At 58.8% G+C, this 15,520-nt stretch carries 15 protein-coding genes and 2 pseudogenes; 5 read left to right on the top strand and 12 right to left on the bottom strand.

Annotation, left to right across the window (positions count from 1 at the left end; translation table 11 throughout):
* The first annotated feature begins 53 nt into the window (after positions 1 to 53).
* From J2T09_RS22610 to J2T09_RS22590, 5 genes are all read left to right on the top strand, one after another.
* Complete coding sequence (locus J2T09_RS22610) at positions 54 to 1,349, top strand: extracellular solute-binding protein (RefSeq protein WP_306838807.1); 1,296 nt, start codon at positions 54 to 56, stop codon at positions 1,347 to 1,349.
* A gap of 110 nt (positions 1,350 to 1,459) precedes the next feature.
* Positions 1,460 to 2,413, top strand: a complete 954-nt coding sequence (locus J2T09_RS22605; RefSeq protein WP_306838860.1) for a carbohydrate ABC transporter permease — start codon at positions 1,460 to 1,462, stop codon at positions 2,411 to 2,413.
* Between the two features lie 79 nt (positions 2,414 to 2,492).
* On the top strand, positions 2,493 to 3,290 hold the full coding sequence (locus J2T09_RS22600) for a carbohydrate ABC transporter permease (RefSeq protein ID WP_235938030.1): 798 nt from the start codon (positions 2,493 to 2,495) through the stop codon (positions 3,288 to 3,290).
* Between the two features lie 22 nt (positions 3,291 to 3,312).
* Entirely contained in the window at positions 3,313 to 4,383 is a 1,071-nt protein-coding gene (locus tag J2T09_RS22595) for an ABC transporter ATP-binding protein (RefSeq protein WP_306838805.1), read from the top strand.
* A gap of 74 nt (positions 4,384 to 4,457) precedes the next feature.
* A complete protein-coding gene (locus J2T09_RS22590) occupies positions 4,458 to 4,628 on the top strand; it encodes a hypothetical protein (protein ID WP_306838803.1) in 171 nt (56 codons plus the stop codon).
* A gap of 145 nt (positions 4,629 to 4,773) precedes the next feature.
* Here the strand turns inward: J2T09_RS22590 and J2T09_RS22585 are convergent, their stop codons facing one another.
* The 12 genes and pseudogenes from J2T09_RS22585 to J2T09_RS22535 form a co-directional block, all read right to left on the bottom strand.
* Entirely contained in the window at positions 4,774 to 5,265 is a 492-nt protein-coding gene (locus tag J2T09_RS22585; RefSeq protein ID WP_306838801.1) for an NUDIX hydrolase, read from the bottom strand.
* 26 nt (positions 5,266 to 5,291) lie between these two features.
* Positions 5,292 to 6,068 carry an inositol monophosphatase family protein gene (locus J2T09_RS22580; protein ID WP_306838798.1) on the bottom strand — a complete coding sequence of 259 codons (777 nt, stop codon included), beginning with the start codon at positions 6,066 to 6,068 and terminating at the stop codon, positions 5,292 to 5,294.
* A 12-nt stretch (positions 6,069 to 6,080) separates the two neighbouring features.
* Positions 6,081 to 6,866 carry a metallophosphoesterase gene (locus tag J2T09_RS22575; RefSeq protein ID WP_306838796.1) on the bottom strand — a complete coding sequence of 262 codons (786 nt, stop codon included), beginning with the start codon at positions 6,864 to 6,866 and terminating at the stop codon, positions 6,081 to 6,083.
* 12 nt (positions 6,867 to 6,878) lie between these two features.
* Complete coding sequence (locus J2T09_RS22570; protein WP_306838794.1) at positions 6,879 to 7,700, bottom strand: carbohydrate ABC transporter permease; 822 nt, start codon at positions 7,698 to 7,700, stop codon at positions 6,879 to 6,881.
* A complete protein-coding gene (locus J2T09_RS22565; RefSeq protein ID WP_306838792.1) occupies positions 7,697 to 8,572 on the bottom strand; it encodes a carbohydrate ABC transporter permease in 876 nt (291 codons plus the stop codon). The genes J2T09_RS22570 and J2T09_RS22565 overlap by 4 nt, the downstream gene beginning before the upstream one ends.
* An 85-nt stretch (positions 8,573 to 8,657) precedes the next feature.
* Positions 8,658 to 9,956, bottom strand: a complete 1,299-nt coding sequence (locus J2T09_RS22560; protein ID WP_306838790.1) for an ABC transporter substrate-binding protein — start codon at positions 9,954 to 9,956, stop codon at positions 8,658 to 8,660.
* A 13-nt stretch (positions 9,957 to 9,969) separates the two neighbouring features.
* Complete coding sequence (locus J2T09_RS22555) at positions 9,970 to 11,031, bottom strand: ABC transporter ATP-binding protein (protein ID WP_306838788.1); 1,062 nt, start codon at positions 11,029 to 11,031, stop codon at positions 9,970 to 9,972.
* 24 nt (positions 11,032 to 11,055) lie between these two features.
* Entirely contained in the window at positions 11,056 to 11,850 is a 795-nt protein-coding gene (locus J2T09_RS22550) for a DeoR/GlpR family DNA-binding transcription regulator (RefSeq protein ID WP_306838786.1), read from the bottom strand.
* Between the two features lie 337 nt (positions 11,851 to 12,187).
* Positions 12,188 to 12,342, bottom strand: a pseudogene (locus J2T09_RS27640) (IS3 family transposase); the annotation flags it as partial.
* Positions 12,337 to 12,702, bottom strand: a pseudogene (locus J2T09_RS27635) (transposase); the annotation flags it as partial. The pseudogenes J2T09_RS27635 and J2T09_RS27640, both read right to left, overlap by 6 nt.
* A gap of 146 nt (positions 12,703 to 12,848) precedes the next feature.
* Complete coding sequence (locus J2T09_RS22540; protein WP_306838858.1) at positions 12,849 to 14,117, bottom strand: glycerate kinase type-2 family protein; 1,269 nt, start codon at positions 14,115 to 14,117, stop codon at positions 12,849 to 12,851.
* A 130-nt stretch (positions 14,118 to 14,247) separates the two neighbouring features.
* Entirely contained in the window at positions 14,248 to 15,513 is a 1,266-nt protein-coding gene (locus tag J2T09_RS22535; protein ID WP_306838785.1) for an MGH1-like glycoside hydrolase domain-containing protein, read from the bottom strand.
* Positions 15,514 to 15,520 lie beyond the last annotated feature (7 nt).

Genomic DNA, 15,520 nt, shown 5'->3' with positions numbered 1-15,520 from the left:
CAATTATTTAATTCGGATACGGGATTAAAAGAGCTTTGGGAGGAGCGCCTTTTATGTCGAACACGATTTTCCATTTCCGCATGGTATCGACCGCAGCTGCTGTCGCCGCCTTCAGCCTTGTCGGAGCAGGTTCCGCGAGTGCCGAAAGCGTCATCCGTTGGATGCATGTCGAGCAGCTGCCCGCAGCTGTCAGCCTCTGGACAGAAGTTGCCAGAGAGTTTGAAGCAAAGAATCCTGGCGTCAAGATCGAGATGCAGTTCCTGGAAAACCAGGCTTTCAAGGCAAAGATGCCGACATTGCTGCAGTCCAAGGATGCTCCAAGCATGTTTTACACCTGGGGCGGCGGCGTTCTGAAAGCGCAGGCCGAAACCGGAGCCTTGCGCCCGATCGACGCAGCGCTCGATGCCGATGGCGGCGAATGGCGCAATACCATCAACCCCAAGGCCATCGAAGGATTGACCTTTGACGGAAAGGTCTGGGCGTCGCCTGCGAAAAGCGGGCTTGTCTCATTCTATTACAACAAGGAAATGTTCCAGAAGGCGGGCGTCGATGCCGCAAAGATCGTCACCTGGGATGATTTTCTCGGCGCGGTGAAAACTTTGAAAGGTGCCGGTATCACGCCGATTGCCGGCGGCGGTCTCGATAAATGGCCACTGCATTTCTACTGGAGTTATCTCGCCATGCGCGAGGCAGGCCAGAAGGGATTTGCCGATGCCAAGGCCGGCGAAAACGACGGCTTCACTGCCGAACCCTTTGTGAAAGCCGGCCAGCATCTGGCCGAACTCGGCAAGCTCGAACCCTTCCAGAACGGCTATCTCGGCGCCACCTGGAACGATGCACTAGCCACTTTCGGCGATGGCCGTGCAGCCATTCTCCTCGGCTTCGAAAGCACGCCGGGCACGCAGGCGTCCAACTCGACCAGCCGCAAGGGGCTGGCTGAGGACAATATCGGCCGCTTCCAGTTTCCGACCATCGAGGGCGCCCCCGGCCTGGTCACCGATAGTTTCGGTGGTCTCAACGGCTGGGCAGTGACCAAAAACGCACCGCCGGAAACCGAGGCGTTTCTGCGCTACATGGCAGACATCGATGTCCAGAAGCGTCTCGCCAAGGACACGCAGATCATGCCGGTTGCCAAGGGCGCCAGCGAAGCGATCGAAAAACCGCTCCTGAAGGATGTTGCCGAAACGCTGGCCAAGGAAACCTGGCACCAGAATTTTCTCGATCAGGATCTGGGTCCGAATGTCGGTGCCGTGGTCAACGATGTCAGCGTCGAGATCGTCTCCGGCGGCATGGAACCGGCCGATGCCGCCCAGCAGATCGAGGATGCCTTTTCCCTCGAGCGCCAATAGGGCGCTTTGCCTGCGCTCCCGCTCCATGGGGTTTTATGCCCCGGAGCGCAGGTAGTCATTTTCCAAGACCATACCGCCCCGTCCGTGCGAGATGAGGAATGCGAATGAGCATGAGCGAAACCACCATGCCCGGCAGAACCTATGCTGCGGCCGATGGCCAGATAAGGCCACGTGTGAAGCTGCAACGGCGAAAACGGTCGCTCAAGCACAGCAAGTGGCCGGTGCTGCTCCTGTTCCTGCCGCCGGCACTCATGCTGTTCACGGTGCTCGTCATCCTGCCCATGGGCGAGGCGGCCTGGTATTCCTTCTATAACTGGAACGGTTATGGCCTGCCTGAGCAATGGGTAGGCTGGCGCAATTACCAGCTGATCTTCCGCAACAGCGCCTTCAGCCAGGCACTGATCAACAACGGCATGATCGTGGTCGCTTCGATCCTCATTCAGATCCCGTTGGCGCTCTGGCTGGCGACGATGATTTCCAGCCGCATCCATGGCGCGCTGTTTTTCCGCCTGATCTTCTTCCTGCCTTACGTGCTGGCGGATGTCGCCGCCGGCATGATCTGGCGGTTCGTTTATGACGGGGATTTCGGTCTGGTCGGCGGCATCGCCCATCTGTTCGGGGCCGAGCCGCCCTATTGGCTGGCCGATCGCGATACCGCCATGTATGCCATCCTCGGCGTCGTCATCTGGAAATATTTTGGTTTTCACATGATGCTGTTCATCGCCGGCCTGCAGTCGATCGACAAAAGCGTGCTGGAAGCCGCCGATATCGACGGCGCCACCGGTTTCCAGAAATTTCGTCTGGTCACGCTGCCGCTGCTCGGCTCCACCGTGCGCCTGTCCGTCTTTTTCGCGGTCGTCGGTTCGCTGCAGCTGTTCGACATGATCATGCCGCTCACCGGCGGTGGTCCGTCCAACTCGACGCAGACCATGGTGACCTTCCTATACAATTTCGGGGTGACCCGCATGCAGGTCGGGTTCGGCAGCGCCGTCGGCGTCGTGCTGTTCGTCATCTGCGTCACGCTCGCCTTCAGCTACAAGCGGATTTTTATGCGCCATGACTGATATCGCCTCATCCCCACCCATCGATGCCGCAACGGCGCCCGGTTCCGGCCAGCGCCTGCGCGCCACCACGCAGATCTATATGTATGTGGCACTTATCCTCGTGGCCATCATCGTCGTGGTGCCGCTGATCAGCACCGCGCTCGGCGGCTTCAAGACGCTGAGCGACCTGCGCGGCAACCCGTTCGGCATGCCGACGGAATGGCAGTGGTCCAACTACGGCGACATCATTGTCAGCCAGCGCTACTGGTTGCAGATGGGCAATTCGCTGGTCATCGCGGTGCTGACCGTGTTCCTGACCCTGGCTTTTGGCGCCATGGCGGCCTTCTGCTTCGCCCATATCCGCTTTTTCGGCTCGGATTACCTGCTCAACTATTTTCTGATCGGGCTGATGTTTCCGGCCGCCACCGCCATCCTGCCGCTTTATATTCGCATCCGTGATCTCGGCCTCGTCGATACCTATTGGGGCGTGGTCCTGCCGCAGGTCGCTTTCGGCACCGGCATGAGCATCATGCTGTTCCGCAACTATTTTCGAAACCTGCCGTCGGAACTGTTCGATGCCGCCTTCGTCGATGGCTGCGGTTACATGCGCTTCTTCTGGCACATCACCCTGCCATTATCGCGGCCGATCATCGCCACCGTCGGCATCATCTCCTTCGTCGGCAGCTGGAACAGCTATATCCTGCCGCTGATCATGCTGAATTCAGAAAGCCGTTATCCCTGGCCGCTCGGCATCATGATCTATCGCGGTGAGTTCAACACCGAATGGCAGCTGGTTCTGGCCTTCATCACGCTCACCATCCTGCCCACCATCATCGTCTTTTTCCTCGCCCAGAAACACATCATCGCCGGCCTCACGGCCGGTGCGGTGAAATCCTGACAGCCCGGACCGGAGAAGAAACATGGCATCCGTAGAACTTCACGAAGTCCGCAAGGCTTTTGGCGCACTCGAAGTCATTCACGGCGTTTCGCTGCACATCGAGGATGGCGAGTTCGTGGCGCTGGTAGGCCCGTCCGGCTGCGGCAAATCCACCCTGTTGCGCATGATCGCTGGGCTAGAGGATATTTCCGGCGGTGAGATCATCATCGACGATGCCGTCGTCAACGACCTGACGCCGCGCGAGCGCAATATCGCGATGGTTTTCCAGTCTTATGCGCTCTACCCGCATATGACGGTCGCGGAAAACATGGGTTTTAACCTGCGGCTTTCCGGGGCAAGCAAGGCGGAAATCGCCGAGCGGGTCAATGAAGCCGCGCGCATGCTCGACCTTCTGCCGCTGATGGAGCGCAAACCGGCCCAGCTTTCCGGCGGCCAGCGCCAGCGCGTGGCAATGGGGCGTGCTATCGTTCGCAACCCGGCCGTTTTCCTGTTCGATGAGCCGCTTTCTAACCTCGATGCCAAGCTGCGCGTGCAGATGCGCTCCGAAATCAAGACGCTGCACCAGAAGGTCAAGACAACCTCCATCTACGTCACCCACGACCAGATCGAGGCGATGACGCTGGCCGACCGCATCGTCGTGCTCAATCAGGGCAGGGTGGAGCAGCAGGGCACGCCGATGGAGCTTTACAAAAATCCGGCCAATCTTTTCGTGGCGGCGTTTATCGGCTCGCCGGCCATGAACCTTCTCGACGGCACGATCGACGCCGAAGGCGGGGAGGCGGCCGTGCGCCTTTCTGATGGGACGGCGATCCGCATTGCGCAGGATCGCAAGGTCAGGCGTGGCCAGCCGATCAAGATCGGCCTGCGGCCCGAACACTTAAGCCCCGGCAAGGCGGGCACGGCATTGACAGGCCAGACGCTGCTTGTCGAACCGACCGGCGCCCAGACCCACGTCATTTTCGACCTTGCCGGTCAGCCGGTAACGGCAATAGTCGACGGCGAATATCCGCAGCGTCACGGCTCCTTGTTTCAAGCGAGCATCGCGGCGGAGCAGGTACATGTCTTCGATCGCGAAAGCGGTGTTGCATTGTAGGATTTCCCGGCGATCAAAGGTGAGTTAGCGTCTAACGACATCCCGCCGACTGTCCGTTCGTCGGATCTGGTTAATTGAAGGATCTACTGCATCCAAATACGGTGTGGCGTACTGTTGATGGCGCGGCGCTGGAAATTCAAACAGACCGAGCCGCCATCGCGGATCGCTTGCTGAAGAAATGGGTGGGCCCGATCTCCGCTCTCGGATTCATCCATCCTGCCGCCGAAGTCTATGCCGGTAGATAAGAACCTAAGCTGGAGATTTTCTAAGTGTGGGTTGCTGGTTTGGATGCCCCTACGTCACTCGAGCCGACCGAAAGTTCATCTCCCGATCAATGGCAGAGCAAATGGCTGCTTTCTGATACACGCACACGCATCCAGACGCGAATGGTTACGCGCCGTAGTTCATACATGGCCTACGATCAGCAAACGGACTTGGTGCCGTTGCCATGCAGGCGTGATCTTCGAGCGATCTGAACACGGCTCTCAGATCCGGTTCGTTCAGGCAGGCAGCCGCCTCTTCGATGGGTAGCCAGCATCGTTGACGCAAGCCCGTTTCGGGAAATTCATCTGCCTCCTGGTTGACGAGAAGCGGGAAGACCGAGACGGTCAGCCATTGCTGACGTTCCCGCTTGTAGTAGATGAAGTTGCCAAGCGGCCTCTTGCCGATCCGCCCCGTCACTCCCGCCTCCTCAAAGGCTTCCCGACGGGCGCATTCGTATTGGCTTTCTCTTTTTCTCAGATTGCCCTTGGGGATGATCCAGCGACCCGTGCCCCTGCTCGTGACAAGCAGAATGACGACCTTGCCCGATTGGTCCAGCCTCCAGCAGATCGCCCCGCATTGATGCGGCTTGCGGCTCTGGTTTGACGGGACTGATGCCACGTCGATGTCCAGGTTAGCGCGGCAACTCATCTCAACTGCGTCATCCGACCCAGAACGTCCAGCATCGCACCACTTCCGCAGGCAAAGGCAAGATCACTGTCGAGGCCGGACTTTTGCCAGTCGATCGTCGTTCTGACGCCGAGTTGTTCGAGGCATGGCAGCATGCCTAAAATGTCCCAGCTGGGAATGCCGAGCCCGACATAACCATCGACACTACCCTTGGCGATATCGATCAGCGACGTGACCGACGATCCAGTCACTCGATAGGCCAGTTTCAGGTCAGCGATGACCTCATTGAAAATCGCGATCCCGCGATCCGCCGGGATTTTCGGGTGGATACCGATGCCGATCGCCGCATGATCACGCCTGAAAGCCGGCAGGGGCTGCAAAGGTTTGCCGTTCAGTTCTGCCGGCAGATCGTTACCACCGGCAAAGATCTCGCCGCATGCCGGCGCATTAACGACACCGAAAACCGGACGGCCTTGCTCGAAAAGCCCAATCGAAACGCCCCAGTGCTGGCTGCCCCGCACGAAATTGAAAGTGCCGTCGATCGGATCGATCACCCAGGTCCGGCCGGACGTGCCTTTGATGGTGCTGCCCTCTTCACCAAAAATGCCATCCTGCGGGAACGCACGCGACAGTTCTGCGCAGATGAAACCTTCAACCTCGCGGTCGGCAGCGGTGACGAGATCAAGCGGACCTTTGCTATCGACTTCAAGAGCGGATGCATCGCGGAAATGACGCAAGGCGATTTGGCCTGCCTCGGCGGCAATGGCTTTTACGCGCAGATGTTGATTGTTCAAAACAAGGTACCTTCAGTTTTCAATCGGGATATGGCGCGTATGAACGGCCATCGTGCCATCCACCTCGATGCGGTAGACGAAATAGGAATAGGGTTCGGTGATGCAGCCGGGTTCGTGCACGGTTGCGGCAAGGTCGAGCGAGACTTGGAAGGCGGGACTGCCGCCGACGGCGCAATAGGCACCGTTCCAGATCGCCTGATAGGGCCGATGGATGTGACCGGCGAGGAGGATCAGCGATCCACCATAGTTACGGACCAGCGTGGCGATTTCCTCGCGCCCGGCGATCAGTGCGTTTCCGTCCAGCGGTTTGATGCCGGAAGGAAACGGCGGGTGATGCAGAAGGATCAGCGTGGGCTCCTTGGTCCTGCGATCGAGTTTGCCGGTCAGCCATTCGATGCTTTCGGGCGCGAGCGCTCCTGCTACCTCTCCCTCGACCAGAGTATCCAGCGCCAGCACCCGCAAACCGTCTATCTGCGTTTCATAGTTCAAAAAACTGCCGGTTTCGAAGGGCAGACGATCGGCAAAGGCGGCCCGCAGATTGGCGCGTCTGTCATGATTGCCCGGTACGATCAGCACCGGCACTTTCAACGGTGCGAGAACGTCCTTCAACATGTCGTAGTCGGCAGTCGATCCGCCATCGGCGACGTCGCCGGTAAACGCGACGGCATCGAGTGTAGGCGAGAAATTCGCCAGGTCGTCAACGATCCTGCGGGCGACGCGTTCGATGTCAAGCCGGACCGGAGGTGTCTCGGGTTCGTTCGCGAACAGATGAAAATCCGAAATATGGGCGATAAGCATGGTCGTTCCAACTTAACGAATGCCGGCGCGCATAAAACTCTGCACGAACTGGCGCTGGAAGAGGATGAATGCGACGAGCAGCGGGGCGACTGAAAGAAGTGTTGCGGCCGTCACCCGTGCCCAGTCGACACCCTGTTCGACGGTGGCAAAAACCTGCAGGCCGACGGTGGTCGGGCGCGTTTCCACGGAGTTGGTGACGACCAGCGGCCAAAGAAAATTGTTCCAGTGATAGCTGACGGTGACCAGACCGAAGGCGATATAGGTAGGTTTGGCGAGCGGCACGAAGACCCGCATCAGGATCTGAAACGCATTGGCGCCTTCCAGCCTTGCCGCTTCTTCCAGCTCCTTTGGAATGCTCTTGAACGTCTGCCGAAACAGGAAGATGCCGAAGGCGGAGGCGAGATAGGGCAAGCCCATACCAAGAATGGTGTCGCGCAGGCCAAGGTTTGCCAGTGTCCGGTAGTTCTCCACCAGCAGGATTTCCGGCATGATCATCAGCTGGATCAGTACCAGCATGAAAAGAATGCCGGAGCCGCGGAACGGAAAACAGACGAAGGCGTAGGCCGCAAGCGTGCAGACGACCAGCTGGCAGGCAAGGATCAGCGACACCAGCAGGAAGGTGTTGAGAAAATAGCGCGGGAAGGGGGCGGCCGCGAGCACCTGGGAAAAATTTTCCAGTGTCAGCGGCGCAAACAGATCGAAGGAACTCGCGCCCGTGGCTGGGTGAAAGGCGGCCCAGAATGCGAAAAGCAGGGGCGAGATCCAGATGAAGGCGAGCAGCCATGCACCAAGCGTCGTTATAATGCCGGCTTTCGGGGTGGAAACACTGGTCATCGGTAATGCACTTTTCTGTCGAGATAGCCGAATTGGAACAGCGCGATCAGCGCAAGGACGGCGAGCAGGAACACGGTGAGCGCTGCGGCGTAGCTGGTGTCCCAGTATTGGAAGCCGGTTTCATAGATGTAGAAGAGCAGGAGCGTCGTTGAATTGTCGGGCCCGCCCTTGGTCAGCGCAATGACATGGTCGACAAGGCGGAAGGCGCCGATCAGTGCGTTGACGAGCACGAACAGCGTGGTCGGCATGATCAGCGGCGCGGTGACGCGGCGAAAAATCTGCCAGGGGCTTGCGCCCTCAAGCCTTGCTGCTTCGATCAGCGTCGGTGAAATCTGCTGGAGTGCCGCCAGATAAAAGATCATGAAGAAGCCGGCTTCTTTCCAGATCGTAATGACGATCAACGACCAGAGCGCTGTCGACGGCGTGCCCAGAAGGTTATTGTGACCAAGCCCGATCAGGCCGAGCAGCTGGTCTACCGGCCCATAGCTCGGAGCATAGAAGAACAGCCAGATATTGGCGACGGCAACCATGGGCAGCACGGTCGGCGTGAAATAGGCCATGCGGACAAGGCCTTGTCCGGACATGCGGCTGTTGACGAACAGCGCCATGGCCAACGCCAGTCCCATCGAGGCCGGAATGGTCACGGCGGCATAAAGGATGTTGTTTGTCAGCGCCTGCCAGAAGACGGGGTCCTCGATCATGCGCGTGTAATGGTCTGCGCCGATGAAGACGGACGGACGCCTGCCTTTGGGCGTGGTGAAGAAGCTGTTGTAGATGGTCGCCAGAACCGGCTGGTATGTAAAGGTCCACAGAAGGACCGCGGCCGGCAGGAGCAGCAGGCTTCCATAGAGAAAATTGCGGGATTTGTTCATGGGCGATCAACAGCATCCGTTGCATGATGAAGAATGAGGCTACGCGGCGCATGTCGCCGCGTAGCCGCGTTTTCGAGACGAGAAATCAGCGATACTGCTTGAGGATCTTGTCGATCTCGGTCTGGGCGTCAGCCAGTGCCTTCTCCGGCGTCTTGTTGCCGGTCAGCGCCGCGGCCAGAGCGTCGTTGAGGATTTTTGTCGTGCGGGCATTCTCATGCGTGGAGAATTCCGGCACGGCGTTTGGGATCTGCTTCAGAGCCACCAGAGCGTTGGGCTCCTCTGCGGTATAGTCGGTCAGCGTCTGGGTCTTCCAGGCGCCGTCACGCGGAGCGACGTAACCGGTCTGGACCGCCCAGTCGGCAAGGATCTCGTCGGAGGTCAGGAATTTTGCCAGCTTGAACGCGGCCTGTTTCTGTTCGTCGGATGTATCCTTGAAGATGTAGAAATTGCCGCCGCCGAGAGTGGATGCCGGGTTCGGGTGGCCCGGGAAAGGTGCGACGCCGAAATCGAACGTCGCATTCTTGCGGATATTGGTCAGGTTGCCGGTGGTGTGCCAGATCATCGAAACGCGGCCGGCGAGGAAGTCGGCAGGTGCCGTGCCCCATTCAAAAATGCCCTGCGGATGTACGCCGTTCTTTTTCGACAGGTCCACCCAGTATTGCAGCGCTTCGACGACCTTCGGGTCGGTGAGATAGGTTTCCGTGCCTTCGTCGTTCATCAGACGGGCGCCGTTCTGGGCGGCCAGCGCGCCGAACATCCATTGCGAGGAGCCGACATTGCCGGCAATGCCGATACCCCAGCGTGTGGTGTTGCCGGATGCATCCTTCTGGGTGACGGCCTTGCCTGCGGCAACCATGTCATCCCAGGTTTTTGGATAGTTTTCCGGATCAAGACCGGCATCCTTGAAGGCCTGCTTGTTGTAGTACATCACGGCGGTAGAACGCTGGAACGGCACCGACCAGAGATGGCCTTCCGTCTGCGCGCTCTTCAGGTAGGCCGGCATGAAGCCGTCCAGCCAGGCCTTGTCCTCATCGGTCTTGACGAACTGGTCGATCGGCTCGACGACATCCTCGTCGATCAGCGTGAAGACGTCGGTGGCGAGCAACACGGCAATCGCGGGCGGCGTGCCGGCCTTGGCGGCTGTCAGGGCCTTGGTCGTCGTGTCGTTGTAATTGCCCGAATAGATCGGAGCGACCTGAATGCCCGGGTTTTCGGCCATGAATTTCGCGACATAGCCGTCGATGACCTTGGTAACGGGGCCACCGACCTGGACCGGATAATAGAAGTCGAGTTTCGTCTGGGCGAATGCCTGCGACGCACCGACGACGCCGAGCACAAGCCCGGTTGCTGCAAGTTTCAGCAGGTTCCGTTTGATAATATGCACTGGATCTCTCCGATTATGGGTTTTTGAAAACAGTCACGTCATCCCGACGAAGTCCCGTGGACCTGTCGAAGAATTGCAGGGCGGTCGGCGACCAGCCCAATCTGATTGCGGCGCCTTCGCTGACCCCGGCGCGACCGGGCAGGCGGACCTGCAGCGATTGCGGACCGATGCAACAGGTGAGGATCGTGTCGGCGCCAAAATATTCACTGGCCTGAACGACTGCAGGCTCTCCGTCGTCCGACAGATGAATGTGTTCCGGTCGAATGCCGAGCTGGAGTTCACCGCTCGTTTGTGCAGCCAGAAGGCGCATGCTGCCGGGCAGTCCCATGCCGCCTTCCACCTTCGCGAGATCGAGAACGTTCATCGGCGGTGTGCCGATGAAACGGGCCGCGAACACCGATGCGGGCTTTTCATAAAGATCGGTGGGCGACCCTGCCTGCTCGATGCGCCCGCCATTCATGAGGATGACCTGATCGGCCATGCTCATCGCCTCGGTCTGATCATGGGTGACATAAAGCATGGTGATCCCGAGCCGTTTTTGCAGCGAACGGATCTCGGTGCGCATGCCGGCACGCAGCTTGGCATCCAGGTTGGAAAGCGGTTCATCCAGCAGGCAAACGGAGGTTTCGGCGATCAGGGCGCGACCCAGCGCCACACGCTGCTGCTGGCCGCCGGACATTTGTGATGGGCGGCGATCAAGGAGATGTTCGAGCCCAAGCATGTCGGCCGTCAGTTTCAGTTTCGCCTGCTGTTCTCCTTTCGAGAACCCACGGACAGAAAGGCCGAACAGGATATTTTCCGCAGCCGTCAGGTGCGGAAACAGCGCATAGGACTGAAACACCATGGAGAGCCCGCGCTTGGCAGGCATCAATCTGGTGACATCGCGATCACCAATCGCGATGGTGCCGGACGTCGCGTCATCCAGTCCTGCGATCAGGCGCAGCGTTGTCGACTTGCCGCAGCCGGACGGTCCGAGAAGAGCAATGAATTGACCTTTTTCGGCCGCGAAGCTGATATCGTCGACAGCACGGGATGTGCCCCAATCTTTCACAAGATGGGATACGGAAATATCCATTGAGTATGTTCCTGAATTTTGGCGTCAGACGAAGATGAATTTCGCCTGCAGTTCGCTTGAAAGAGAAGCAGTAAGGGGACGTGTGTTTTCGTCGGTAACGATGTGATCGATTGCGCTCAGGGGGGCGATGACGGACAAGGCCGATCTATCGAACTTGGAGTTGTCCGCGACGACGATCACGGTTTGAGCGATTTCGATCATAGCCGCCTGAACAGCGCTGATATCGAGGCCTGTCGTGGCGATGACACCGCGTTTCAGATCGACTGCGGCGACGCTGAGGATCACTTTATCAACGCTGAAACGGCGTATTGCGTCGACGGCCATCGGGCCGCCGAGCGAGCGATTGATCTCGATGTATCTACCGCCAATCAGGTGTACATCTCGCTGACCGCCTGCGACCAGCTGTGCCAGAGTGTCTGTTCCGTTGGTGATGAAAGTCAGGGACGCTCGGCCGGCCAGATGTTTTGCCGCCTGCAGGGACGTGGTGCCGCTGTCGATGATGACAGCGTCGCCGTCGACGATCATCTCAGCAGCCGCGGCGCCGATACGAGCCTTCTCCGCCGCATTGATTTCTTCGCGAACAGAAACGACATGGTCACGCGTTGCCTGGTTGATGATGGCGGCGCCTCCATGCATCCGCTTGAGAAGGCCGCGGGCCTCCAGCTCTGTCAAATCCCGGCGTACGGTCGCGATGGAGACGCCGAGTGCGTCTTTGAGTGCCTGCGCGTCAGCAAACATTTCCGAGCGCAGATGGCCAAGAAGACGAGCTTGGCGCTGTGCAGCGGACGTGAAATGGTTTTCGTTAGCTTCGTTTTCCATGGACGAGGATGCTCAATCAATGATCGTATGCAATCATTGATAAGATCGAATGTGATCAAGTCAAATGAAGGTTTTATGACGATGCAGAAAGGCGTCCTCTGCAAATTCCGGAGAGCTTGTGACTTCCGCAACCAAGCTTGCGGGATGATTTGGGAGCGGGAGGCCGAAAACCGACATGTGCACAGCGAACTCGCGGCCGGCAGGCTTGTCCCGTTCAGGTGACTGACCGAAACTCTTGACTTGCCTCAATCAAGAGAGGTGGCTTGGTTTGTCTGAACAGCTTCGGGCGTTTCGTTAAGTGGATTTCTGCCTCGATTGTGCCACCACCATCATCGGTGCCAGCGCGTGCCTCGGACACGGTCTTGTAGGCGTGGAGATAGACCTCTTCGTATTTGATCGACCGCCAAAGCCGTTCGACGAACACGTTGTCCCGCCCGCGCTCTTGCCGTCCATCGAGATGGCAATCTCAGCTTTCTTGAGCACCGCCGTGAAGCCGATGATCCTGACCTGTCTCACGACCGACAGCTTGTGCTCTCGGTCGATCATTCCTTTCCGCCCAGCAATCCCGCCTTGCCGAGCGCACCGGACAAAAATCTTTCTCCAAGGTCAGTTCGCCGATCTTGGCGTGAAGCGTTTTCACATCGACGGTCGGACCCGTCGGTTCCGGTTTCGCTTCATCGCCGAAAACGCCGGTCGCACCCTCAAGGGCTGGTCTTTCCACTGCTTGATCTGATTGGCATGCACGTCGAATTGCTCGGATAATTCCACCAGTGTCTGCTCACCTCGGATTGCAGCAAGCGCAACTTTCGCCTTGAAAGCCGGGCTGTGGTTCCGGCACGGTCGTCTCGTCATGGCATCTCCTGTTCCCGGCATCTAAGCCGAACTCAAGCAGAATTTCCACTTATCCCCGCTGTGCAGAATCCCCGAGCCACCGCTCTGCAGACATGTTGCGGAATTGCTTGGGGCTCTCGGCTCACAGGATCAAGAGATCCCAAATATCATGAAACGAAAATCGCCCGAAAGTCATTGACGTTGGTCAGAGTGGGGCCGGTCTTTATCAGGTCGCCAATTCCTTCGAAGAACGAGTAGCTGTCGTGCGCTGCCAGATGCCGTTTTGCATCGAGATCTATTTTTTCTGATCTCGTCAACGTATCAGGAGACACGAAAGCACCGGCTGCATCCTCCGTGCCGTCAATGCCGTCCGTATCACCTGCTATTGCCCATATGCCGTCGGTGCTTGCCAACGCTACCGCGAGACCGAGCAGGAACTCGGTATTACGGCCGCCGCGCCCAGGCGTCGCGGCCCCGATGGATACGGTTGCCTCGCCTCCCGACAGGATAACTGCCGGTCCATCGACAGGTACTCGTCTGGTCCGGGCGGAGAGCGCAATACCAGCCATGACCGTCCCCATTTCACGGGCCTCACCTTCCAATGCATCGCCAAGGATCAGCGTTCTGACGCCGGCAGCCTCTGCCACGCGCGCTGCGGCAGAGAGTGCAAGGGACGGGGCTGCGATAATCCTGACATCGCTGGCCAGATCGACAGGTTTCGGTGTTTCAATAGCCATATCAAGCGCAGCCTGCGCGCGCGGCGGTAACGGGATGTGTCGACGCTGCAGAATATCTCGTACGGTCTCAAGCGTCGATGCATCCGCGACGGTGGGGCCGGATGCGATGTCGGACGGGTCATCGCCCGGCACGTCGGATATCACCATGGTGATGACCTTTGCCGGTCGTGCCGCTATTGCCAAGCGTCCGCCCTTTACCAGCGATAGATGCTTTCGTACGGCGTTCATCTCGCGGATGGTTGCTCCGCTCTTCAGCAGCGTTTGGTTTACCGCTTGCTTGTCAGCCAGCGTCATATCTGCCGAGGGAGCCACAAGCAGGGCCGAGCCGCCGCCCGAAATCATGGCAATCACCAGATCTTCCTCGGACAGCCCCTGGACGGTTTCTAATGTCAAGCGGCCGGCTTCCATGCTCATTTCGTCCGGTACCGGATGCGACGCTTCGATGATGCGAATACGACCCGTCGGCACCGCGTGCCCGTACCGTGTTACGACGACGCCGGACACATCGACGTCCGCCCAAGCGGCATCAAGTGCTGCTGCCATTGCAGCCGATGCTTTGCCGGCCCCAATGACAATGCATCTGCCTGACGGTTTTGGCGGCAAGTTACGCAATACCGCCGCAGACGGCGAGGCACTTTCGATTGCGGCGTCGAACATCCGGCGCAACAGGGTTCTAACCGCTTGATCATTCCACGACATGGTCGATTTTTGCCTCATAGCTCGCACATTGGTGGCGACATCGATTGAATGATGGGGCAGTGCTGCCCCACCGTTCATGATACGGACAGGATCGCCAACATTGCCTGATGCGACTGCAAGCGCGACGAAGTTATTCCGCCAGGCAAAGATAGGCCGCGCCGGTCCAGGAAAAGCCGAGGCCGCCACATCCTTCACCGGTGATCGGATCGAAATATTCTGCAAATCCCTCGGTCTCGATGGCACTGACGGTATTTGAACGCAGGCCCGCCGCCATGTCGGTCAAACCATTGCGCGCCAGTCCGTCGATCAGCAGCCAGTTGATGATCGCCCAGGATGGCCCGCGCCAGTAACGCTTCGCTTCGAAACTTCCGACGAAAGGCTTGGTGGTCGGAAACGCCACCTTCATGCCGTTCGACCAGAGGCGCATTTCGGCTGCTGCCGCATCGACAATGTCCTTGTCCAGATCGAGCGCAAGGAGCGGAATGAAACCGGCATGGGTTGGCGCGTCGATATCCTCGTTGGAGATCAGATCGCGCGATACGAAACGAGAAAGCTGCGGCCGCCACTGTGCCTGCAGGGCGTTACGGGTAAGGAGGTTATAGACGGCCAGTTCCTCGGCCGCCTCATCTAGCCCCAGGACGCCGGCCAAGTGTAACAGGTCCTCTCCAGCCTTGAGGAGGATTGCCGTGGTCTGCACTTCGGCAACCTTGAACGGGGCCTTTTCCCACTGCTGCACCGGATTCCAGCCGCAGGCTGCATAGGTATCGACCAAATGGATGAACCGGCGATAATCCTCGTCACGCGGTCGCATGGCGGCATCGACATGACCGGTATCCTTGCGGACGACTGCCGTCTCGGTTGAGGTTGGCACACGGGAAAGGGCGATATCCCAGGCCGGGGAATTGTCGCTGCCGCTTTCCCAGGGATGAAGAAGAGCGACAAGGCCTGTGCCTTCAGGATCACGTGCGGAGTACCACCAGCGATGCCATTTCAGCGCGGCATGGAAGAGGGTGAGTGTGCGGGCCTTCGCATCTTCGGATCCAGCCGTTTCGGCGGCTTCGTGGACGGCGCGCAATGCGATGCCGAAGACGGGCGGCTGGGTGATGCCGGAGGTCGGGATCGTATGGCTCGTACGCCAGACGTCAGGACCGGGAAAATAGGTATCGCTCGGCTGGTGGAAAACGATATGCGGGATCATGCCGTCTTCCCACTGGCCTTCGGTCAACCGCTCCAGTTCGCGATAGGCACGATCGATGTCGAAGGTCGCGAAACCCATGGCGACGAAGGCGGAATCCCAGTTCCACTGGAAAGGATAAAGACGATCGGTCGGTACGGTGTAGCCGCCACGATCATTGGCCGCGAGGATACGGTAAGCCTCATCAAAGTGCTTGTTCATTTTGGTA

It is taken from the genome of Neorhizobium huautlense (assembly GCF_030811685.1).
Classification (GTDB): Bacteria; Pseudomonadota; Alphaproteobacteria; order Rhizobiales; family Rhizobiaceae; genus Neorhizobium; species Neorhizobium huautlense_A.
The sequence above is the reverse complement of the archived record's forward strand: the minus strand, read 5'-3'. Positions and strand labels throughout refer to the sequence as shown.

Excerpts from the sequence above, each read along its gene's own strand:
- J2T09_RS22610 (WP_306838807.1), top strand. The coding sequence starts at position 54 with ATGTCGAACACGATTTTCCATTTCCGCATGGTATCGACCGCAGCTGCT.
- J2T09_RS22605 (WP_306838860.1), top strand. The coding sequence starts at position 1,460 with ATGAGCGAAACCACCATGCCCGGCAGAACCTATGCTGCGGCCGATGGC.
- J2T09_RS22600 (WP_235938030.1), top strand. The coding sequence starts at position 2,493 with ATGTATGTGGCACTTATCCTCGTGGCCATCATCGTCGTGGTGCCGCTG.
- J2T09_RS22595 (WP_306838805.1), top strand. The coding sequence starts at position 3,313 with ATGGCATCCGTAGAACTTCACGAAGTCCGCAAGGCTTTTGGCGCACTC.
- J2T09_RS22575 (WP_306838796.1), bottom strand. The coding sequence starts at position 6,866 with ATGCTTATCGCCCATATTTCGGATTTTCATCTGTTCGCGAACGAACCC.
- J2T09_RS22570 (WP_306838794.1), bottom strand. The coding sequence starts at position 7,700 with ATGACCAGTGTTTCCACCCCGAAAGCCGGCATTATAACGACGCTTGGT.
- J2T09_RS22565 (WP_306838792.1), bottom strand. The coding sequence starts at position 8,572 with ATGAACAAATCCCGCAATTTTCTCTATGGAAGCCTGCTGCTCCTGCCG.
- J2T09_RS22555 (WP_306838788.1), bottom strand. The coding sequence starts at position 11,031 with ATGGATATTTCCGTATCCCATCTTGTGAAAGATTGGGGCACATCCCGT.
- J2T09_RS22550 (WP_306838786.1), bottom strand. The coding sequence starts at position 11,850 with ATGGAAAACGAAGCTAACGAAAACCATTTCACGTCCGCTGCACAGCGC.
- J2T09_RS22540 (WP_306838858.1), bottom strand. The coding sequence starts at position 14,117 with ATGTCGTGGAATGATCAAGCGGTTAGAACCCTGTTGCGCCGGATGTTC.
- J2T09_RS22535 (WP_306838785.1), bottom strand. The coding sequence starts at position 15,513 with ATGAACAAGCACTTTGATGAGGCTTACCGTATCCTCGCGGCCAATGAT.